Source organism: Flavisolibacter nicotianae, assembly GCF_003628535.1.
GTDB classification, from domain to species: domain Bacteria; phylum Bacteroidota; class Bacteroidia; order Chitinophagales; family Chitinophagaceae; genus Flavisolibacter; species Flavisolibacter nicotianae.
Genome location: NZ_RBCI01000002.1, coordinates 314,270 through 334,335 on the forward strand (window position 1 = coordinate 314,270; position 20,066 = coordinate 334,335).

General features: G+C 50.8%; 18 protein-coding genes and 1 pseudogene. 7 read left to right on the top strand and 12 right to left on the bottom strand.

Annotated features, from left to right (window positions below):
* The first annotated feature begins 39 nt into the window (after positions 1-39).
* Positions 40-987, top strand: a complete 948-nt coding sequence (locus D6024_RS06375; protein ID WP_121353763.1) for a UDP-3-O-(3-hydroxymyristoyl)glucosamine N-acyltransferase — start codon at positions 40-42, stop codon at positions 985-987.
* A 149-nt stretch (positions 988-1,136) separates the two neighbouring features.
* Here D6024_RS06375 and D6024_RS06380 read toward each other — a convergent pair whose 3' ends face one another.
* The 5 genes from D6024_RS06380 to D6024_RS06400 all read right to left on the bottom strand — a co-directional run bounded on the left by D6024_RS06380 (position 1,137) and on the right by D6024_RS06400 (position 3,960).
* Positions 1,137-2,114 carry an alpha/beta hydrolase family protein gene (locus tag D6024_RS06380; protein ID WP_121353764.1) on the bottom strand — a complete coding sequence of 326 codons (978 nt, stop codon included), beginning with the start codon at positions 2,112-2,114 and terminating at the stop codon, positions 1,137-1,139.
* A gap of 9 nt (positions 2,115-2,123) precedes the next feature.
* Complete coding sequence (locus tag D6024_RS06385; protein WP_121353765.1) at positions 2,124-2,561, bottom strand: hypothetical protein; 438 nt, start codon at positions 2,559-2,561, stop codon at positions 2,124-2,126.
* A gap of 18 nt (positions 2,562-2,579) precedes the next feature.
* Complete coding sequence (locus D6024_RS06390; protein WP_121353766.1) at positions 2,580-3,230, bottom strand: SdpI family protein; 651 nt, start codon at positions 3,228-3,230, stop codon at positions 2,580-2,582.
* 4 nt (positions 3,231-3,234) lie between these two features.
* A complete protein-coding gene (locus D6024_RS06395) occupies positions 3,235-3,498 on the bottom strand; it encodes an autorepressor SdpR family transcription factor (RefSeq protein WP_121353767.1) in 264 nt (87 codons plus the stop codon).
* A gap of 270 nt (positions 3,499-3,768) precedes the next feature.
* A complete protein-coding gene (locus D6024_RS06400) occupies positions 3,769-3,960 on the bottom strand; it encodes a hypothetical protein (protein WP_121353768.1) in 192 nt (63 codons plus the stop codon).
* Positions 3,961-4,025: 65 nt separating this feature from the next.
* Between D6024_RS06400 and D6024_RS06405 the strand changes: the two genes are divergently transcribed.
* From D6024_RS06405 to D6024_RS06415, 3 genes are read left to right on the top strand one after another with little or no spacing between them, the layout of a single operon-like run.
* Positions 4,026-4,898 (top strand): 3-hydroxyacyl-CoA dehydrogenase NAD-binding domain-containing protein, encoded by an 873-nt coding sequence (locus D6024_RS06405; protein WP_121353769.1) that lies wholly within the window; start codon positions 4,026-4,028, stop codon positions 4,896-4,898.
* 56 nt (positions 4,899-4,954) lie between these two features.
* On the top strand, positions 4,955-6,040 hold the full coding sequence (locus D6024_RS06410; RefSeq protein WP_121354134.1) for an NAD-dependent epimerase/dehydratase family protein: 1,086 nt from the start codon (positions 4,955-4,957) through the stop codon (positions 6,038-6,040).
* 10 nt (positions 6,041-6,050) lie between these two features.
* Complete coding sequence (locus tag D6024_RS06415; protein ID WP_121353770.1) at positions 6,051-7,157, top strand: carboxypeptidase-like regulatory domain-containing protein; 1,107 nt, start codon at positions 6,051-6,053, stop codon at positions 7,155-7,157.
* Between the two features lie 185 nt (positions 7,158-7,342).
* On the opposite strand, the gene D6024_RS06420 is transcribed toward D6024_RS06415, so the two are convergent.
* The gene (locus D6024_RS06420; RefSeq protein ID WP_121353771.1) at positions 7,343-7,987 is read right to left on the bottom strand and encodes an MBL fold metallo-hydrolase; all 645 of its coding nucleotides are present in this window, start codon (positions 7,985-7,987) and stop codon (positions 7,343-7,345) included.
* A 79-nt stretch (positions 7,988-8,066) separates the two neighbouring features.
* Between D6024_RS06420 and D6024_RS06425 the strand changes: the two genes are divergently transcribed.
* On the top strand, positions 8,067-11,492 hold the full coding sequence (locus D6024_RS06425) for a hypothetical protein (protein WP_121353772.1): 3,426 nt from the start codon (positions 8,067-8,069) through the stop codon (positions 11,490-11,492).
* A 282-nt stretch (positions 11,493-11,774) separates the two neighbouring features.
* Positions 11,775-13,832 carry a DUF3857 domain-containing transglutaminase family protein gene (locus D6024_RS06430; protein WP_121353773.1) on the top strand — a complete coding sequence of 686 codons (2,058 nt, stop codon included), beginning with the start codon at positions 11,775-11,777 and terminating at the stop codon, positions 13,830-13,832.
* A 66-nt stretch (positions 13,833-13,898) separates the two neighbouring features.
* Here D6024_RS06430 and D6024_RS27200 read toward each other — a convergent pair.
* The 6 genes and pseudogenes from D6024_RS27200 to D6024_RS06465 form a co-directional block, all read right to left on the bottom strand.
* Positions 13,899-14,708 (bottom strand): annotated as a pseudogene (locus D6024_RS27200) (DUF1361 domain-containing protein).
* Positions 14,674-16,074 (bottom strand): B12-binding domain-containing radical SAM protein, encoded by a 1,401-nt coding sequence (locus D6024_RS06445; RefSeq protein ID WP_121354135.1) that lies wholly within the window; start codon positions 16,072-16,074, stop codon positions 14,674-14,676. The pseudogene D6024_RS27200 and the gene D6024_RS06445 overlap by 35 nt, the downstream one beginning before the upstream one ends.
* A 47-nt stretch (positions 16,075-16,121) precedes the next feature.
* Positions 16,122-17,459, bottom strand: coding sequence for a cell envelope integrity protein CreD (gene creD / locus D6024_RS06450; protein WP_121353776.1), 1,338 nt, complete (start codon positions 17,457-17,459; stop codon positions 16,122-16,124).
* Positions 17,395-17,922: a hypothetical protein gene (locus D6024_RS06455; protein WP_205573234.1), complete on the bottom strand. Its 528-nt coding sequence runs from the start codon at positions 17,920-17,922 to the stop codon at positions 17,395-17,397. Before D6024_RS06455 ends, creD begins: the two co-directional genes overlap by 65 nt.
* 53 nt (positions 17,923-17,975) lie before the next feature.
* Positions 17,976-18,281 (bottom strand): winged helix-turn-helix domain-containing protein, encoded by a 306-nt coding sequence (locus tag D6024_RS06460; RefSeq protein ID WP_121353777.1) that lies wholly within the window; start codon positions 18,279-18,281, stop codon positions 17,976-17,978.
* 6 nt (positions 18,282-18,287) lie between these two features.
* Positions 18,288-18,935 carry a hypothetical protein gene (locus D6024_RS06465; RefSeq protein ID WP_121354136.1) on the bottom strand — a complete coding sequence of 216 codons (648 nt, stop codon included), beginning with the start codon at positions 18,933-18,935 and terminating at the stop codon, positions 18,288-18,290.
* A 253-nt stretch (positions 18,936-19,188) separates the two neighbouring features.
* Between D6024_RS06465 and D6024_RS06470 the strand changes: the two genes are divergently transcribed.
* Positions 19,189-19,959 (top strand): DUF3575 domain-containing protein, encoded by a 771-nt coding sequence (locus tag D6024_RS06470; protein ID WP_121353778.1) that lies wholly within the window; start codon positions 19,189-19,191, stop codon positions 19,957-19,959.
* Positions 19,960-20,066: the final 107 nt, after the last annotated feature.

A 20,066-nucleotide genomic window follows, 5' to 3' on the forward strand; every position in this document is an offset into this window, starting at 1 on the left:
GCAACGTTCGCCATTACCTTTGGAAAAATTTTTTCTCGCATGCGATTTGAAAAAGCAGTTCCGTTAACCGAGATCGCCCGTTTGATTGGTGCCCGCATTGTTGGAAACAGCGGCGGTGCAGCAACAGGTATCAATGAGATTCACAAAGTCGGGGAAGGTGACCTGGTGTTTGTCGATCATCCGAAATACTATCAAAAATGCATCAACTCTGCCGCAACCTATATCATCATTAACCAGGAAACCACTTTCCCTCCGCACAAGTCCCTGCTCCTGGTAGACGAGCCGTTTGAAGCCTACCAAACCATCGTTTCGCATTACCGACCGTTTACGCCGCTGCAAAAAAACATCAGTGATACGGCCACCATCGGCGAAGGAAGCATTGTGATGCCGGGTGCTGTGATCGGTCATCACGTGCAGATCGGAAAAGGTGCACGTATTTTTCCGAACGCAGTCATCATGGATCATTGCGTTATCGGCGACAACGTGATCATTCAAAGCGGAACCGTGATCGGAAGCGATGCGTTTTACTACAACAAGAAAACGAACCGTGATATCCACTATAAAAAAATGCTGAGCGGCGGACGTGTGGTCATAGAGAACGATGTAGAGATTGGTGCCAACTGTACAATTGACCGTGGTGTGAGCGGAGATACCGTGATCGGTGCCGGCACCAAGATGGATAATCTGGTGCATATCGGGCACGATACGGTTGTGGGTAAAAACTGTTTGTTCGCAGCGCAGGTTGGCGTTGCCGGTGCTACCACCATTGAAGACGAGGTAATATTGTGGGGACAGGTTGGCGTGAGCAAAACGCTGACCATCGGCAAGGGTGCCGAAGTGTATGCGCAAAGCGGCGTGCCGGCCAGCCTCGCCGGCGGTAAAAAATATTTTGGTTCACCGGCAGAAGATGCCTTGGTCAAAAAGAAAGAACTGGTGTGGATGAAGCGCCTCCCGGTGTTGTGGGAAAAGGTGTTTGGGAACAAATGAATAGCGAACAGAAGAACAAGAAATATCGAATGTCGAAGGATGCCGCTGTGCATCCTTCTTTTTTAAATAGCATCGTTCCTGCATGCCGGCAAAATAAGAGCTACAAAACACTTCTGGAATCAGCCTTCCTTGTTCTGCTGTTCATTTATTCACTTCACATTTTTCTCCAGCCAGGTGCCGATGGTTTCCAGCACGCTTGGTGAAATGGTTTCTTCCAGTTGGCCGTACTCCGCCACCGTGCACTGGGTGCAACGTTGAAAAAGATGATTGAGGCCGCTCAGTTCAACAACATCAAAATGCCTTGTCTTGCTTTTTTGTAACAGTGCGTTCAACCCTGCAAGGTTGGGCCCGGCCAATACCTGTATGTCTCGGTTGCCATTCAGGGCCAGAACAGAAGCGCTGATTTTTTTGACATAGGCTGCCGGATCGTAGTGAAGGAAATAGGAGAACCAGGGCGTGCCAATCCCTTTTTGAAATGCCTGGATAAACGCTTCTCTGCTTTTTTTGTCGCGGATACCTGTGGTGGCTGAAACAACTTCTTTCGGTGTTTTCTTCAGCCAGTTGTTTACGATCGTATTTGCTGCCGCTTTTGCTGCAGATTCGGAAGTGGAAGACGTTAGTGCCAGTGCCAGCGGTTTGTAAAGAGAAAGGTAAGATTCGATGAAGTGTTTTGGCACGCCAGCCGTTTGCAGGATGGCCCCGTTTTGATGCGCCATCAGGTCAATGACTTTTTCCCCGGGTGCGGCCAGCAGGACCACGAAAGAAAGATCGTTTCGCTGTGCCGCTATCATTTCTGCAATCATGCCGCCTTCGCTGTGACCCAGCAAACCCAATTTTCCTTTGTCAACTTCTGGCAAGGCTTTCAGGTAATCCAAACCCACCAGGGCATCATTGGCAAAATCCTTTGATGTTGCATTTTTTATTTCGCCGGTCGTTTGTCCAATACCACGGTCATCGACCCGCAATACCAGGTAACCTTTTTTTGTCAGGTAATCGGCAATCACGGCAAAGGGCTTGTGGCCAAACAACTCTTCATCCCTGTTTTGCTGGCCCGAACCCGTGATGAGTAAAACGGCCGGGAACGGACCTGTGCCAAACGGTTTTGTGATGGTGCCTCCGTACTGAATGGATCTCGTCTAGTTAAAATAAACGACATCGGTACTTGCATAGGGAAACGGCGGCCTGGGTGTTTGCGGCCGTTTTACTTCCGCGGTAGTTTCGCCGGCTGCCGATTTTTTTAAGGCAAGCGGGAGACGGATACTCTGGATCCATTCGCCACTGAAAGTGGTGTCACTTGTTAATTTGCCGGACAGTTTTGCGCCGGCCGCGGCAACGTCCAGAAACAGGCTGTCGCCGGAATATTTTACATCGCTCACGGGAATGCCTTTTGCGCCCTGGTCGGGACTGTCCAGCGTGGCTGTGTATGTTCCGGCGTCTTCGTGAATGTGGACCACGACACGCAGGGAGGCTGCGGGTAAAACCAGCTTCCCTTCCCAGTTGCCGGCAATGTTTTTTTGCGCCTGCACAAAATCAAAAAAAAGCAAACTGTAAAAAGCCAAACAGAATTTTTTCATGAAAAAAGGGTAAACGGTTTACACGTGGTGTTTAAAAAGCCTGTACGAATACACAACGGGAATAAGAACGATGACCACCAGGATTCCGATGAAAACGGGGAAGATCACCGGTGGTAGTAAAACAAGGCTCGCCGCGGCAAGTACGATGCCCCCGGCAAACCAAAGCTTTCCGGCCAGTTCGTGTGTGCGCCGCCAGTTCTCGTCGCTGCTCAGGGTCCAGGGCAAGCGAATGCCTGCAAAATAGTTGGGACGGATATGGTTCATGTAGTTGCCGATGAATGCAAGCAAGAGGCCCAAAAGCGGGAACAGCAAACTTTGAATCACCAGGGCGCCTTTTGCCGACTCGATGATGATGACATTGAGGGCGGCCATGAAAACCACCATGCCGAAGGCCAGTTTGTTGAACGTGGTGGATGGCGGCATACCTTTCCGTTTAGGGTCGATGCGTTCAAGGTTGTTGAGCAGGAAATAGATGCCAACCGATACGACCGACAGCACCGCAGTCACCAACCATAGCTCCTCCTTGCTGCCCATGCGGTCGGGTTTGAAGTCGGCGCCAAAATGTGTGGGTACGGTTGGCGGAAGGGTCTTCCAGAAAATGGCCAGGTAAACGGCCGGCAGCAAAGCTACCAGCACCACCATCCAGGTGAGTAGGGGCTTTCTTTTCATAACCTTATTTCTTTTTTGTTTTGAATTGAATGAACCACTGTGCAATCTCGTCCACCACCGTTGTGTTGAGCGAGTAGGTGATAAACTGCGCCTGCTTTTCGGCAGCGACCAGGCCGGCCTGCTTCAGCAGGTCCAGGTGGTGCGAAATGCTTGGCTTGGAAATGTGGAAATGGTCGGCGATTTCACCGGCCGTTTTATCACCTTCTTTCAGGAGCTTCAGGATTTCCCGGCGGGTCGCATCGTTCAGGGCTTTAAACAAAAGGTTCATGGACCGGTGTTTTGATATTTAGACAAATGTCTAAATAATTCGGGCCGGTAAAAATTGTTTTATACCAATGGGCTATTTCCCGGTACATTTTGGCGAAGAAAAAAAGGAATTTGGCTAAAGGGCTTGCATTCGTGGCCGGCGTTTTTCAATTTTGGGCGCCAATTCAAATCCTTATGCAAAAAATCTTCAGCGCACATTCACTGAAAATGGGGTTGCGCCTGGTCCTGGTCGTACTGCTTTGTTTCATCCTGGTCAACCTGTTTTCCTGAGTCAACCCAGGTCCCTTTCCTCGTGGGGAGCGGACGGGAATTCGGATTGTTCGCCCGGGTTGTCAAGCTCCAGTTGGGGAGCTTTGGCCGGCGGCTTGTCCCCATGGTACCGGTTCCGGTTCCATAGCAGGTAAAGGCCGGCTGCTGCAATCAATCCGCCAAGGGCGGCTACCAGGATTTCATTCTTTTTCATGTCTGTTGCTCTCTTCTTCCGAAGTTAAAAATTATTGTACCATAATTTTACCGCAATCTTGCGGTATGACAACGATCTGTATTTGCGGAGCGGGCACCATGGGTAGCGGCATTGCACAAGTGGCGGCAACGGCCGGTTACGCCACCCTGCTTTTTGATGTGCAGGAATCTGCCGTACAGAAAGCCAGGGAGCGTCTGAAGGCCGACCTGGCAAGGCTGGTGGAAAAAGGCAAGCTGGCGGCAGAAAAAGCAGATGAAATCTTGGGGAGAATTGTTTTTCTTACCGATAGCGCTCAATGCCGCGCCGATGTCGTGATCGAAGCGATTGTGGAAAAGCCGGAGGCAAAAATTGCTCTGTTTCGCCAATTGGCAACGGTCAATACGGCGCAGACCATTTTTGCATCGAATACCTCTTCGCTTTCCATTTCGGCGATTGCCAAAGAGCTGCCGCATCCCGAACGGGTGGCGGGCCTTCATTTTTTCAATCCTGCACCATTCATGAAATTGGTGGAAGTAGTGCGGGGCGAACAAACGGCCGATGCGGTGGTGCAGCAACTGGTGCATCTCGCCAAAGTCCTTGGCAAAGTGCCGGTGGTATGCAAAGACTCGCCGGGCTTTATTGTGAACCGCGTGGCAAGGCCCTATTATATCGAGTCGCTGCGGCTGGCCGAAGAAGGCAAACTGTCTTACGAGGTCGTGGATCGACTGCTCGAAGGCGTTGGGTTTAAAATGGGGCCGTTTAAGCTGATGGACCTGATCGGGAATGATATCAATTATGCGGTGAGTTGTTCGGTCTACGAACAACTCGGTCAGCCGGAACGATTGAAGCCATCCTTTCTTCAGAAAGAAAAAGTAGAGAAGGGAGAGCTGGGAAAAAAGACGGGAAAGGGATATTACCCCTATTCGGCCCCCCCGCCCCACAAGAGGGGGATTGGCTAAGACTCATGGCCAGCTTATTCGATTATGCATTTCAATCTAAAATTTTATTGCTTTTCATGTTGGAAGAAACGAACGATAACAATGACTCGCAAAGGAGAGAGGAGCGTAGCGCTGCCACTCCTCCCTCGGGGGACGGGGCTATTTTTATCACGGGCGGCACCGGTTTTCTCGGGGCCTATATCATCAAAAATTTAGTGGAGAAAGGACATGTGGTCCGTGCCCTGCGACGCTCCTCGTCGCGGCTGCCTTTTTTTATTCCGGAGACCATTTGGAAAAAGGTTGAATGGGTGGAGGGAGAGGTGCTGGATGTGGTGGCACTGCAGGAAGGCATGGAAGGCGCATCCGCGGTTATTCATTCTGCCGCCATTGTTTCGTTTGTGAAAGAAAACCGCGGCGAAATGTACAAGGTGAATGTTGAGGGAACTTCCAATGTCGTGAACCTGGCGCTGGAAACCGGCGTCAAGCGTTTGCTGCATGTCAGCTCCGTGGCCGCTCTTGGCCGCACCCTCAATGCGGCGACGGTCAACGAAGAAAAAAAATGGGAAGACAGCAAGGCCAACACCCACTATGCCATCACCAAGCACAAATCAGAAGTTGAAGTGTGGCGGGGATTTGCCGAAGGCCTGCAGGGCGTCATCATCAATCCCAGCACGATATTGGGCTTTGGCAACTGGCACCAGAGCAGTTGCGCCATTTTTAAAAATGCGTACAGGGAATTTCCGTGGTACACAAGGGGCGTCAATGGTTTTGTAGGCGTGGAGGATGTTGCCGAAGCGGCGGTTTGCCTGCTGCAGTCCGACATCAACGAAAAACGGTTCGTGGTCAACGCGGAGAACATCAGTTTTCAATCGCTGTTCACGGCCATCGCCGAAGGCTTTGGCAAACGGCCGCCGCACCGCTATGCCAGTCCCGCCATGAGCGAACTGGCCTGGCGCATGGAAGCCGTAAAAGGGGCACTTACCGGTGCCCGGCCGCTTCTTTCCCGCGAAACAGCAAAAATTGCCCACAGCCAGACCGCCTTCGACAACAGTGCCCTGCTGAAGGCACTGCCCGGTTTCCGGTACCAGCCATTGGAAACGGTAATCAAAAACGCCTGTACCCTTTACCTGCAGGCAATGAAACAAGGTGATTTGACGTTATAACCCTTTTCTTATGAAACATCCTTTCCTTTTTGTCATTTCTTTTTTCAGCACGGTCTTGTCCTTTGCGCAGGGAACCATTTCCGGTACGGTAAAAGATGCTGAAACCGGCCAGCCGCTCGAAGGCGCTTCCGTTTTTGCCCAGAACACAACCAAAGGCACCCTCTCCGATAAGGACGGGGCGTTTCGGCTCTACCTCGATAAAGGCGGTTATGAAATCGTGGTTTCCTTTACCGGCTACACCAGCAAAACCATCAACCTGGAAGTGAACGGTGACCGGACCTTCAACCTGCAACTGGAAAAAGGGGAGAACGCCCTGAGTGAAGTGATTATCAAAAACAGTAACGAGGTGCCCGACGGCTGGGAGAAATACGGGAAATTTTTTGTGGATCATTTTATCGGCACAACACCCAGCGCCGACAGTTGCGAGCTGCTGAACCCACAGGCCTTGAAATTTTTGTACTTCAAGCGCAACGACCGGCTGAAGGTGCTGGCCACCGAACCCTTGCAGGTGCATAACAAAGCCCTGGGATATAATCTGCGCTACGAACTGGATTCGTTTGTTCACTTCTTTAACAGCGGCCTGAGTTCCTACCGCGGTAAATGCCTTTACCAGGCAATGGAAGGCGATACCACAGCGCAAGCGGCCTGGAACAAAGCCCGCAAGGATTCCTATTACGGTTCTCGGCTTCATTTTCTTCGCGCCTATTACGACAGCACGCTGACGAAGGAAGGATTCACCGTTGATCTCTATACGGCTGAAAGCCCCACCAAGTTTGGCCGCCTGCGCAATCCCTACGACACCGCTTATTATTCATACATCGACAGTTCGGCCAACGCGGAATTGTGGTTCCCCGAAAAAGCCAGTATCACCTACACGAAAAAAGCGCCGGAAAAACGATACCTGGAGCAGAATAAATTGCCGCTGAACGTGCCGGTCCAGATTTCGTATGTCGATCTGGCCGATGCCATCCTAATCAAGGCCAACGGTTATTTTACGGAGCAGAAAAGCTGGGTCAACCAGGGCTACTGGAGCTGGAAAAACCTGGCCGACCAGTTGCCGTATGACTACGACCCGGGCCCCCCTGCTCCCCAAGCGGGGAGTGGCCAGCTTAAGTAAGCGGTCTTTCTTGCCCGGTGTTGTTCTGAACGTTGAAGTGTGCGACGCAACAGACGAGGAGCAGCGACTCTTTGCTGGTGACATAAAAAGAAAAGCCTCGATCATACAAAATGATTGAGGCTTTATTGTATCGTAAGAAAGCAAGGGTCTGTGCGTTAGCCACTCCTCCCCTTGGTGGTAATGGGCTAGATCATCTTCACAAACGGGTTGGTCTTTATTTCGTCACCAATCGTAGTGGACTCTCCATGACCGGGATACACCACCACGTCTTCGGGTAGGGCATACAGTTTGGTTTTGATACTTTCTTCCAGAATGCCGAAGTCGCCGCCGGGCAGGTCGGTGCGGCCCACACTTCCCTGGAAAAGCACGTCACCGCTGATCACAAACTTCGCCTCCCGGTCGTAAAACGATACGCTGCCGGGTGAATGTCCCGGCGTGAAGAGCACCTGCAGTTCGTCGTCGCCAATGCGGATGGTTTGCCCTTCTTCAATAAACACAAGCTCACCGTCGTAGTTGTCGAAGGGTAGTTGCCAGGCCTGGCCGCTGGCCGGGCCGCGGTCGAGCACCTGCTTTTCATTGGGGTGAATGTGAAGGTGCAGCCCGTAGGTGCGGTGTATAAACTTGTTGCCGAAAATATGATCGAGATGGCAATGCGTGTTGAGCAAAAGAACGGGTTTCAATCCGTTTTGTTCAATGAATCCTTTCAGGGCCTGTTCTTCCGAGGCAAAATAACAGCCCGGGTCTATAATACAGCAGTCGCCTTTTTCGTTATAAAGCACGTAGGTATTTTCCTGAACGGGATTGAAGGTGAAGGGTTGAACCGTTAACATGCAGTTTTTTGTATTTTTAATTGCAATTTACAAACCTTAACAGGAAGCACTATTATCGAAAAATTATACCACATCCTTTATGATTAAATGGCGTCTCCGGACAGTTGTGATTGTTCTTTGCCTCCTTAGCTTTTCGTTTGCACAGGCCCAGGTGAACACCGTGGAGTTTGGTAAAAACCGGGTGCAGTATCAAAAATTCAATTGGCGTTATTACCAGACCGAAAACTTCAATACGTATTTCAGCCAGGACGGACTGGAGCTGGGGAAATACGTAGCGCAGGTGGCGGAAAAAGAATTGCCCCAGCTCGAGGAGTTTGTGGAGTACGGCCTGCAGCGCCGGGCCAACATCGTTGTGTACAACAACTTCGACGAGATGTACCAAAGCAACATTGGCCTGGGTATCGACTGGCAGGGCACCGGCGGCGTTACAAAGCTGGTGAACAACAAAATGATGCTTTACTTCGACGGCAACCGTGAGAACATGCGCCGTCAGATCCGCCAGGGAATTGCCAGCGTGCTGGTGCAAAACATTCTTTTTGGCGACGACCTGGGCGAATTTGCGGCCAACCAAACGTTGCTCGATTTGCCCAAATGGCTGACGGATGGCTACATCGACTATGCCGCAGAGGAGTGGAGCACCACGCTGGACAACCAACTCAAGAACGAACTGCTGGGTGGCGACTACAAGAACTTCTACCATTTCGCGTTTAAAAAGCCCTTGCTGGCCGGTCATGCGTTCTGGTATTATGTCGGCAACAAGTATGGCCGCCAGAAAACAACCTACCTTCTTTACCTGGCCCGCATTTACCGCAACCTGAACAGCGCCACCAACAAGATTGCCAAAAAGAAGTTTAAAGACATGTTGAGCGACTTCATGCAGGAGATGCCCGACATGTACCAGAAAGATTTGCGGGGCCGTAAATATGCACCCAAAGGTACCGTGACGGTAACCGAAGACGTAACGGACAAAAAAGACTTTATCCGCTTTAACGCCAACCCGCAACCGAAAAGTTTCATGTACGCGGTGACGGAGTTCAAGCAGGGTAAATACAGCGTGGTGCTGCACGAAAACTATTACGACAAGAAAACGCTGCTGACCTATGGCACCCGCACAAGGGAAGACGAGATCAATCCCAACTACCCGCTCCTGGCATGGGACGGGAAAGGCTCGCGGCTTGCGGTGCTCTACAGCCAGGAAGGAAAGATCAAGCTCTTTATTTACGATGTGGTGAACCGCATCAAACGCGAAAAGCTGGAGCTGCCCATGTTCGACCAGGTGCAGGACATGAAGTACATGCTCGATGCCAACACCCTTTTGTTCAGTGCTGTGCGGGGTGGACAAAGCGATATTTTTGTGTACAAGATCGACCGTGAAAAAGCGGAGCAGGTGACAAACGACGTGTACGACGACCTGGATCCCGCCTTTGTGGCCTTCCCCGGAAAAACAGGGATCATCTTTTCCTCCAACCGTCCGTCGCCCAATGCGCCAAATACCGACACGGCCATCACCGCCCGGCCGTACAATATTTTCCTGATCGACAACTGGAACAACGAGGCGGCCTTCAAACAAATTTCGCAACTGACCAATTTGAGTTTTGGCAATGCCCGCTATCCATCGGCTTATTCGCTGGCCCACTTTACGTTTGTCAGCGACGAAAACGGGATACAAAACCGCTACGCCGGTTTCTTCCGCTCCGAGAGAGCGGGGCTGGATACGCTGGTTTACATCGGTGATGAGGTGTTGCGCAACCCGCAACTGCCGGAAGTGGACAGTGTGCTGCGCAACTGGAGCAAGACGGATATTGACTCTGTAGGCTATGTTTCGGTGACCACTGACTCGGCCTATGTGTTCCCGCTGACCAACTACCAGGCAAGCCTGCTGGAAACCCGCACGGCCGGCGACAATTCGCAGGTAAGTGAAGTGATCCGCCAGGGAGATACCAAGTTCCTTTATAAGATTAAAGTAAACGAAGACGCCCTGCGCCGCCGGAATGTCACGGCACGTCCGACCGATTACCGCAGAAAACTCGAAGAGCGCCGGCGTATGGCCCTGAACAAATTGATGCTGGACCAGCCGTTTGCACCGGACACCACCAAAAAGCCGGGTGACTTTTTCAACAGTGAATTCGACAGCGAGAAAAAAGATTCTTCGCAGGTGGGCCGCGTGTTGCCAGGCCAAAACCCCCTTACCGAATCCGTATTGACAAGGGCCAGGGTGTTTGAATACCGGCCGCGGAAATTCTTCAATGATTACGTGGTGGCGGGGTTGAACAACACCCAGTTTGTCGTCAACAAGTACCAGCCTTACCAAGGTGGGATTGGTCCCATCGATCCGGCCAACAACAACCAGCTCAATGGACTGATCCGCATGGGAACCGTGGACCTGCTGGAAGACATCAAAATCTCCGGCGGTATCCGCATTGCGCCGAACCTGAAAGACAATGATGTGCTGTTTGAATTTACCAACCTGCGCAAGCGCCTCGACTGGGGTTTTACCTATTACCGAAGCAATGTGCAAACGGTGATCGATACCAATGCTTTTCAGCAAAACACTACAGCGCTGGTGAACCAGCATTCGAGCTATTACCTGGCCCGCCTCCGGTATGCGTTCGACCGGGTGCGCAGCATTCGCTTCACCGTTGGTCCGCGTTTCGACCGCAACGTATTCCCCAGCATCAACCTGCGTAACCTGAAACAGCCCGATCTAAAAAAGACCTATGGACAGGTATCGGCCGAATACGTGTACGACAATACGCTCAACCCGGCACAAAATATCTGGCATGGCCTGCGGTATAAATTCTATATCGACTGGTTCACGCAGATGAACAAGGTCCGCAACACCGAAGGCAAATACCTTTTCAACTTCGGCTTTGATGCACGGCATTACCTGCCGCTCTACCGCAACCTGATCTGGGCGGTTCGTGCAGCGGGTGATTTCTCCTGGGGTAACCAGAAAGTGGTGTACTACCTCGGCGGCGTGGATGGCTGGCTGAAATTTGGCGATAACCAAAAGGTCGATGCCAACGGCAATGTGACGTACCGCTATTTTGAACCCAACAACCCGCCTGATCCCGATGCCGACTATGCCTACCAGGCCCTTGCGGTGAACCTGCGCGGCTTCAAGCAAAACGTGGCCAACGGTAACAACAACGTGGTCATCAACTCCGAGATCCGTTTCCCGGTCTTCTCTACCTTGTTCAACCGTCCGATCAACAATGCCCTGCTGCGCAACTTCCAACTGGTGCAGTTTGTGGACCTGGGCACAGCCTGGAACGGCGGCTACGACAAATGGGAAAGGCCGTCGATGTTGTATGCCAACAACTCGGCACCCGGTGTGGCCGTGCGGATAAAAGCCGGGGGCATCGGGCCCTTTGCCGGCGGCTATGGCTTTGGCGCCAGAAGCACGCTGCTGGGTTATTTTGTCCGCTACGATGTGGCCTGGCAGATGGATGGTGTGTTTAAAGGCAAGCCGCAGATGTACCTGGCCCTGGGACTGGATTTCTAATTCACGATTTGATGATTCGAAAAGAGACGCTGTTGAGGCGTCTCTTTTTTTTATCTGTCAACTGTACCAACGACCACGTAAGCAGGATGCAGTGCGCAGTGGAAAACAGTGACAAGAATGGCCGGTTGCTGACCGCTGATTGCCGATTGCCAACTGCCTATACGCAGATCCATTTACGTAAGACGGCACGAAAGGGAAAATCCTGCATGCGGCGAAAGTTTTACGGCAATCAGTCGCGATTTCAGTCAACGGAAAATATATTTGAGCTGCCAACCACTCTTCATGAAACAAACGAACTGCTTTACTACGCTGGTCCTGTTATTCTTTTCTTTGAACCTTTTTGCAGGAAGCAAAAAACCCGTTATCGAAAAACAACCGGCATGGGTTTCATCGATCCCGGTCAATTATGCGGCCAATCAATTCGACCAAGACACCGAAGATGGTTATGCCGATCTTCACCTGGAAAAACAGGTGTCTTTGCAGCAGCAGGCGGTGTTTGTAAAAAAAGCCGTCCATATCCTTTCGGAAGCCGGCGTGCAAAACCAGTCGCAAATCTCGGTTGATTATGATCCGTCCTACCAGTCGCTGGCTTTTCATTCCATCCGCATTCTTCGTGGCGGTGAGGCCATCAACAAACTGGAGCTTGCCAAGATCAAGACCATCCAGCAGGAAAAAGAGTTGAACCGCTTTCTTTACAACGGCTCGCTGACGGCCGTTCTTTTTTTGGAAGACGTGCGGAAGGATGACATCATTGAATACAGCTATACCGTCAAGGGGTTCAACCCAATTTTCGGAAACAAGTATGCCGAACTGTTTCAGACAAAATACGGCGTGCCGGTGTACGGCCTCTCTTTCCGGCTTCTTGTTCCCAAAGAACGAAACATTGTCATTAAAAACAGCCTAACGGATCTGCAGCCGGTGATTTCCACCACGGCAACGGAGAAGGTATACGAGTGGACGATTGCCGAATCGGAAGCAGTGCATGCGGAATCAAATGTTCCTTCCTGGCACGATGCCTATCCGGTGGTGATGATCAGCGAGTTTGCGAGCTGGCAAGAAGTGGCCGACTGGGCTATGAACCTGTTTCCGTTTTCGGGCCCGCTGCCGGCCTCCCTGCAGAAGAAAGTGGCCGACATCAAAGCCGGCAATGCAACAACCGAAGCGCAGTTGCTGGCAGCGCTTCGCTTTGTGCAGGACGATATTCGCTACATGGGAATCGAGATGGGCGAGAATTCGCACAAGCCGCATGCGCCGACCCAGATCCTGCAACAGCGCTTTGGCGACTGCAAGGACAAAGCCTACCTGCTTTGCACGCTTCTGAAAGCGCTGGGTATCGAAGCCTACCCGGTGCTGAACAACACCTACTACAAAAAGACTTTACTAACCTGGCAACCCACACCTTTTGCATTCGATCATGCGACGGTTTGTGTGCAGCTGAAAGGCAAAACCTATTGGTTCGACCCGACGATTTCCTACCAGCGCGGACCACTGCATGCCATTTCCTATCCGGATTACCAGGTCGGGTTGGTGCTTCGTCCCGGCACGGCAGGCCTTACCTCTATCGCCTTGCAGGAAAGCGGTAAGACGAGTGTAAAAGAACTGTTCACGGTTACCAGCATGACAGGACCTGTCCGGTTGAAAGTGGTCACCGATTTTTCCGGTTCTTATGCCGATAACGTCCGCTACAGTTTCAAGAATAACAGCCTGAGTGAGATCCGGAAATCCTACAAGGAATTTTATTCGGCCTATTTTAAGAAACTGGAAATCGACAGTGTCACCTACCGCGATGAAGAAGAGACGGGCACGTTTATCACGACGGAATATTACACCATCGCGGATTTCTGGTCGAAGGAAAATGGCAAGACACGAGTGGTGCTGGAGCCTTACCTGATCAACAGTGTGCTGAAAAAACCAAAAGAACAGGAGCGCACCATGCCCTTTGCATTGGCTTTCCCCACACGCTACCACGAGGAGATTGAAGTGCAGTTGCCGGAAGCATGGCCGATTGAAGAAAGTTCGGTTGCCGTTGCAGATTCTGCATTTTCATTAACGTCTCGTTTTTACCAGCTCGAGAACGACAAAATTTCCATGGTGTACGACTACGAGAACCTGCAGGATCATATCAACCCGGAAGCAACAGGCCATTACCTGGAAACGATGAACAAGGCAGAAAAATCCATTGCATACGAGCTTTTCAGAACGCCGAGCACGTCGTCATCTTCGGCATTTACGACAACCTCGGACAAAGGCTTTACAACGGCTTACGTGCTGCTTGGGATCTGTGCCCTTGTTACCTATTTCTACCGGCGTCGGAACCGGGAGCGAAATCCTTGGAATTAAAACAGCAATGCCTTGCCATCATTTCCACTTAACGCAATCTGTGGCCAGGCAGTTGTTTCTTGCCCGCTACCACACCGCTTTGCTGATTTGTTTCAGGGCCAGGTAGATCAGCGACATGAAAACGGCATAGCAAACGATCATGCTCCAGTCGAAGCGATTGCGAAACGGATGAACAAGAAGGTAAATGAGGTCCTCTGTCAACTGGAAAGGACGGGCGACCACGTCCCAACTATTATAACGCAGGAAGCGGCCGATGTAAATACCAAAGGCATTCAGCAGCATCATCGGGTAAACAAACTGCCATTCTCTTAACCGTTGCCATTTGCACGCAATCATCTGCTCCATCTACCGGATGGATGTAGCGCCAAGCAGAATTCCATTCCACGCAAAGGAAAAGATCAGCGCCAGGTCGAACCAGAAGGGGACGACTTTCCTGTCTTCCAGGTGAAACAGGTCGGTGATAATGTAAAACGAATTGGGAAGAAAAAGCAGCCAGACCGTGAAAAGCAAAGCGAACAGGCTGTTGTTCTCAATCCATGCCGGGCGGCGAAGAGCGGTACGGGTTAGCAAATAAGGAACGATAGCCAGGAACAGGTTCCAGCCCATCCAGACGAACAGGTATTGCCCTGTATAATACACCCGGAATCCTGTCAGGCATAAACTGAAAAGACAGGAGAGAATCAGCAGTTTTTCCAGTTCGGTTTTCGCGGTGTAAAGACCGATAAAAGAAGAAGAAATTCGTTTCAGCTTTGTCTTCATTTCAAATTGATTTTTGCGCATCCGGTTCAACGAAATCGTGTGGCGGAGGTGTCGACGGCCAGCTTGCATCACTGATCGTCTTTCATGCAATAGCAGGGAACGGCGAGGTGCCGCCATCCTTTTCTTTTTTCACCTTCGATAAAATGCTTTCCAGCAGCGGAAGCATTTTGTTTAAACCTTTTGTTTTAATGATAAAGTTCCACAGCGGTTCAAATTTTTTCCAGCCGCCGGCGTAGGCAAAATGCTTGATGCAGTGCTTGAGTTGCTCGTGCTGCAGGCTGGCCTTTGCAATGTTGGACCAACTGTAAAACGACTGGTAGGCCCGGTCGTACCCCGCCTTTAATTCTTCGGCTTTAAGACTTTTTGTTTTGTACACCACCTGCCGTGTATCGTACCGATCCCAATCGCGGTGCAGGAGCCGACCGTCTTTTTCCATTTGCTGAAAAAGCCTTGTGCCGGGATAGGGCGTCAGGATATGAAAGGTGGCAGTCGTCAGGCCGTTGTTTACGGCCCAATCCACTGTTCGGTTGAATACGTCCTTGTCGTCATCATCCAACCCGAAAACAAAACTGCCGTTGATCATAATGCCCAGGGAATGCAGGCGGCGGATTGCATCGGCATAGTCTTTCCCGAGGTTTTGTTTTTTATTGCTCTGCCGGAGGTTTGCCTGGCTCAGTGTTTCAAAGCCGACAAAGACGGAACGAAGGCCGGCCTCCGCCGCTTGTTCAATCAGGTTGCCGCGAAGAATGGCGTCGATGGTGGATGCTCCCTGGAAAACGCGGTTCATTCCTTTCATGCCCTCAAACAATGCAGCTGCAAACTTTTGGTTGCCCAATAAATGATCGTCGAGGAAATAAAGGTGCCGTCCCGGAAGGCGATCGATTTCCGAAAGCGCTGCATCCACCCGCTGTGTGTAAAAGGACCGGCCGCCTTCAAAAAAAGCATCCTTGTAGCAAAAGTCGCAGTGGTGCGGGCAGCCACGCGACACGACAATCGAGTTGGGAACAAGATAAAGCTGCCGCTTGATCAGGTCGCGCCGCACCGGCAGAATTTCTTCAATCGTCCGCTCCCGGTTGTAATAGATTTTTTTGGGGCAGCCGGCGCGAAAATCGTTTAGAAAAACAGGAAACGTGTCTTCGCCGGGACCGATAAAAAGACTGTCGGCATGCGGTGCGGCTTCGGCCGGCAAAGAGCTGACATGAAGACCGCCCAAACAAACATAACTGCCTTTGCTGCGGTAAAGGTCGGCCAGTGCATAGGCGCGGTAGGCATTGGTGATGTAAACCTGGATCACCACAAGGTCCGGCGCCTCTTCCGTATCGACCGTTTCCACGTGTTCATCCCGGAGGTCGATTTCATCATCAGGCGAACAATAGGCCGCCAGGGTTGCCAGGCCTAACGGCGGAAACAAGGAATACTTGATCGGCCGCCAGTACGGACTCTTGGCTTCGGTTAGTGCGGGTAAAATGAATTTGATTTTCATATGCTGATTGATGGGAAAAGAGTGCATTCGTCTGGGTCGTTATCGACTCACCATTGAAATTTTTTAGAAAAACGCATGATGACGGCAAGTGTCAGGAACAAGCCAATGCTTCCCAGCAGAAGGGAATAATCCTGTAATTGTAAAATGGTAAAGACATAGCCATACAACAAAAGCAGGATGAAGGACAGCAACACGGCCAGTTTCCCCGAATGCAGAATGTCTTTGACAAACCAGCCAAGAAGTGCAATGGTTGCTAGCGATGCAATGGCATACGAAGGATTAAAACCAATGTATTCGGAGAACGAAAGCAGGAGCGTATAAAACAGAACCAGGGCAAGGCCGATCAGGCCATAATGAAACGGGTGCGCAGATTTCTGATTGGACATTTCGATCAGGAAAAATGCGGCAAAAGTGAGCAGCAGGAAGAGCAGTGAATATTTAATGCTGCGCATGATTTTCTGGTAACTGCCAACGGGCACAAACAGGTCGGCGCCAAATGCGCTTGCAGAAAGGGGCGAAGCCGAATCGGTGGCGCCAAGATGATAACTGTCGTCTTTCCATTGTTGCGGAAAATTTTGTTTGTGCGCCATACTTTTCCAGGTTGCGGAAAAGCCGCTGTCCTTAATGGTTGTAGTCTGCGGCAGGCTGTTGCCGGTGAAACTGGGGTGCGGCCAGGTAGAAGAAAGCGTGACCGTCGTTGACTTGGCAATGGGGGTAAACAACAGTTCTTCCGAGCCATTAAAAGAGAGCGACGAGGAGAACGTCAGGTTGTTGGCCTGTGCGGCCGTTAACGAAACCGGTGTGTATAAACCATCGCTGGTGCCATCGGTTTTTTCGTAAGGGGCAAGCGTTGCGGTGCTGTCACCCAGTTTCAGCCGCACTTCGTCGTTCAGCCCTTTGTTGTCCGAAATGCTCATTCGCACAAAGGCTTCGCTCCACAGCATGTCTTCCGGCGCAATGCCTAAGCGCTCCGGTGAAAGGGCATGGAAACGGCCTTGCAGGTTTACCTGTGACGAGTACAGCAGCACTTTGTAGATGCCCCTGTATTTTTCCTGTGGCGTTACCGTCGATTGGATGGTGAGTTCATCGGGCAAAAAATAAGCAAGGTGCTGTTCCCGCTTGACCTGTGCGCTCGTGTCTCTTTTGCTTTGCCAGAACGGAACCACCAGCACGGGCCCCACCAGGTTTTGCCGTCCGGCCCATTTGCTGCTGACTTCTGCGATGGCTTCCTTTTGCCGGCCTTCCCGTTCTTCAATTAGTTTTTCTACCTGGTAGGTTGGAATTTGAAGAACAAGAAGAATGATTCCAATGATGCCGCATTTAACCAGCAGTTTGCTGCGCGACCATACGGTTTGAACAACTGTTTCCATTTTGATTGTATTCATTGATGAGTGATTTGGTTTTTGTATAAATGATCCGGAGCAGGAGGAAGCCGAAGACGCCAAACGAGCAGTCGATCAGTCGCCAGCCCAACGGAATGCCGCGGAAATAGCCGGCTGCAAAGGCAAAGGGAATCACCAGCACACAGGTGATCAATCCAAACTGAATGATCCAAATATTTTTAACAGGATCCCGGTAAGGCCCAAGAAAAAGCAAGGCTAAAATGAAGTGCGCAAAAGCCAGCCAGTCGTATCCGTAAAAAAGAAAGGGGTATTCGTTGGCTACTTCGCGGTAGGCCAGCAACACCTTTTGTAACCACGCATGCAGTGTTGTATCCTGCTTCACCGATTTTACCAGGATACCTAGTTGCAGATCCACCGGAATGGCTGTGAGCCCGCTCAGAAAAAGGCAAACCATAAAAAGGAGAAGAAGCTGCCGGATTGTTTTTTGGGTTCTATCGTCGCGCATGTTCTGATGGTTTAAAAGCACTTTGTATTTCAAAGTGAAAGGATAAAAAAAATTTATTTCACGCCCCTGATCATGTTTTCCAATGCCTGGATATGATCCTTAAACGCCTTTTCCCCGGCTTTGGTGATGGCATAGGTGGTGTTGGTTTTACGGCCAACGAATCCTTTGTGCACTTTCAGGAAGCCACTTTCTTCCAGCGTTTGCAGGTGCGTGGCCAGGTTGCCGTCGGTGACTTCGAGCAACTGCTTCAGGTCATTGAAGTTGATCTCTTCGTTCACCGAGACAATGCTCATTACACCCAGCCGGATGCGGTTGTCGAAGATTTTGTTCAGGCCTGCTATGGGATTGTTTACTGCCATGGTACGTTACTGGGCGGGAGCCGGTTTGCGTTCATTTTTCCACCACATCACAAAGCCATAGACGATGTGCAGTACACCAAAACCAATGGCCCAAAAATGCAAGCCGTAGCCGATGAATTGCGTGGCGATCAGGCCTACAATGATTTCTGATAGACCGAGGTAACGGATATCACTGAGTGTGTATTTACTGCCGTTCACGAGAGCCAGACCGTAAAAAAGTAAGCTGGCGGGAACCACAAACCGCCATTCATTGTGTTGCAACATCGTCAGGAGAAAAAGCCCGCCGGTTGCCAGGGGAATGAACATGTTGATGGCAAGTTGCTTGGAGGTATGGTTCCAAAATTGTCCGTTTGTTTTTTGGGTTCGGCGCCAGGTAAAATAAAAGGCGGAAAGCAAGGCCAGGCAAAGCACGCCTCCTGCCAAAAGAAAGAGTTTCAGTTTGAGTTCCTGGAATTCGCGGCCGGAAAAATTGCCTTCCTGGTTGTAACGGTGGTAATAATCGCCGATCCACTGGTAGGCAAAATACGCACCGAGCAAAGCCCAAAAGCCGGCTGCAATGCCGCTTAAGCCACTCAGGGAAAGAAAGCGGCTGGAGCGCTGCATCATTTGCCGTATGTCCTGCAATGCCTCCAGGTGTTGGTCTTGTTTGATCATGTAAAAAGCACTTTGCATCACAAAGTAATAACGGTTTCTTGATCTTTCAAAATAAAGGGGCCGGTATTTTTTTGCCGCCGTAAAAAGCAGCACCGGGAAAGGAGGTGCATCACCCGGGGCAGTCAACGCATTCCCCTCATTCTGCGGTTAAGGATCGCAGTAAGATAAGGGCGGTGCAAAAACTACCAATTTTGATTATTGCGGGATCTGTTTCCTGCCAGTAGGTTTGCGCTTCAACCTTAACATAAAAAGTATGAGAAACAGATTTCGTACCGTCATTGTATGCGGGCTTTTTTTCGTTGGCACCGGCGCGTTTGCGCAGGAGAGTCCTGTCAGCCAGGTGCTTCCTTTCAAGAAAAATATTGTCAAAATCAACCTGACCTCGCTGGCCTTCAAAAATGCGTCCCTGCAGTTCGAGCATGTCACCAGTCCGAAGACTTCGTTTGCACTCGGTGTGAGTTTTTTGCCCAAAACAGGATTGCCTTTTGCGTCGACCCTGCGTGATAAATTTGGCGACAACGCCGATGCCGAAAGAGCCATTGAAACGACTAAGCTGAGCAACTTTGCCATCACTCCCGAGTACCGTTTTTACCTGGGAAAAGCGGCGCCAACTGGATTTTATATTGCGCCATTTGCCCGTTACCAGCATATGAGCTTTGAACAGGTATACAGCTTTACGGCCAGCAATGGCAAAATGCACTACCCGCTCATTGGTGGTACGATTAACAACATCGGTGGCGGCGTTTTGTTGGGAGCACAATGGAATTTGGGTTCGAACATGACCTTCGACTGGTGGATTGCCGGTCCCATTTATGGTTCTACCAGTGGCCTGCTGACCGGTACCGATGACATGAGCGACCTGTCGGCACAGGACCGTGCCAACCTGGAAAGCGACATCGAAAGCGTGGAGCTTCCTTTGACCAAGCTCGATGCCACCGTTGGCAATAACCGCGTCGATGTAAAATTAAGCGGGCCCTATGCCGGTATCCGTGCGTTTGGTTTTGCACTGGGGATAAAATTCTGATTGCTGAAAATGAATGGCAAAAAATCCCGGAGTGAAGGCCCCGGGATTTTTTTTTGCCTTTAGCCAGCGATGATTGAAAAAGTTCTTTCTTCATGGCGGAGCAACCT

Coding starts and splice junctions, on each gene's coding strand:
- D6024_RS06455 (WP_205573234.1), bottom strand. CDS start 17,922: ATGCGCGACGATAGAACCCAAAAAACAATCCGGCAGCTTCTTCTCCTT.
- D6024_RS06390 (WP_121353766.1), bottom strand. CDS start 3,230: ATGAAAAGAAAGCCCCTACTCACCTGGATGGTGGTGCTGGTAGCTTTG.
- D6024_RS06420 (WP_121353771.1), bottom strand. CDS start 7,987: ATGTTAACGGTTCAACCCTTCACCTTCAATCCCGTTCAGGAAAATACC.
- D6024_RS06415 (WP_121353770.1), top strand. CDS start 6,051: ATGAAACATCCTTTCCTTTTTGTCATTTCTTTTTTCAGCACGGTCTTG.
- D6024_RS06470 (WP_121353778.1), top strand. CDS start 19,189: ATGAGAAACAGATTTCGTACCGTCATTGTATGCGGGCTTTTTTTCGTT.
- D6024_RS06430 (WP_121353773.1), top strand. CDS start 11,775: ATGAAACAAACGAACTGCTTTACTACGCTGGTCCTGTTATTCTTTTCT.
- creD (WP_121353776.1), bottom strand. CDS start 17,459: ATGAATACAATCAAAATGGAAACAGTTGTTCAAACCGTATGGTCGCGC.
- D6024_RS06425 (WP_121353772.1), top strand. CDS start 8,067: ATGATTAAATGGCGTCTCCGGACAGTTGTGATTGTTCTTTGCCTCCTT.
- D6024_RS06410 (WP_121354134.1), top strand. CDS start 4,955: ATGTTGGAAGAAACGAACGATAACAATGACTCGCAAAGGAGAGAGGAG.
- D6024_RS06400 (WP_121353768.1), bottom strand. CDS start 3,960: ATGAAAAAGAATGAAATCCTGGTAGCCGCCCTTGGCGGATTGATTGCA.
- D6024_RS06465 (WP_121354136.1), bottom strand. CDS start 18,935: ATGATCAAACAAGACCAACACCTGGAGGCATTGCAGGACATACGGCAA.
- D6024_RS06405 (WP_121353769.1), top strand. CDS start 4,026: ATGACAACGATCTGTATTTGCGGAGCGGGCACCATGGGTAGCGGCATT.
- D6024_RS06460 (WP_121353777.1), bottom strand. CDS start 18,281: ATGGCAGTAAACAATCCCATAGCAGGCCTGAACAAAATCTTCGACAAC.
- D6024_RS06385 (WP_121353765.1), bottom strand. CDS start 2,561: ATGAAAAAATTCTGTTTGGCTTTTTACAGTTTGCTTTTTTTTGATTTT.
- D6024_RS06445 (WP_121354135.1), bottom strand. CDS start 16,074: ATGAAAATCAAATTCATTTTACCCGCACTAACCGAAGCCAAGAGTCCG.
- D6024_RS06375 (WP_121353763.1), top strand. CDS start 40: ATGCGATTTGAAAAAGCAGTTCCGTTAACCGAGATCGCCCGTTTGATT.
- D6024_RS06395 (WP_121353767.1), bottom strand. CDS start 3,498: ATGAACCTTTTGTTTAAAGCCCTGAACGATGCGACCCGCCGGGAAATC.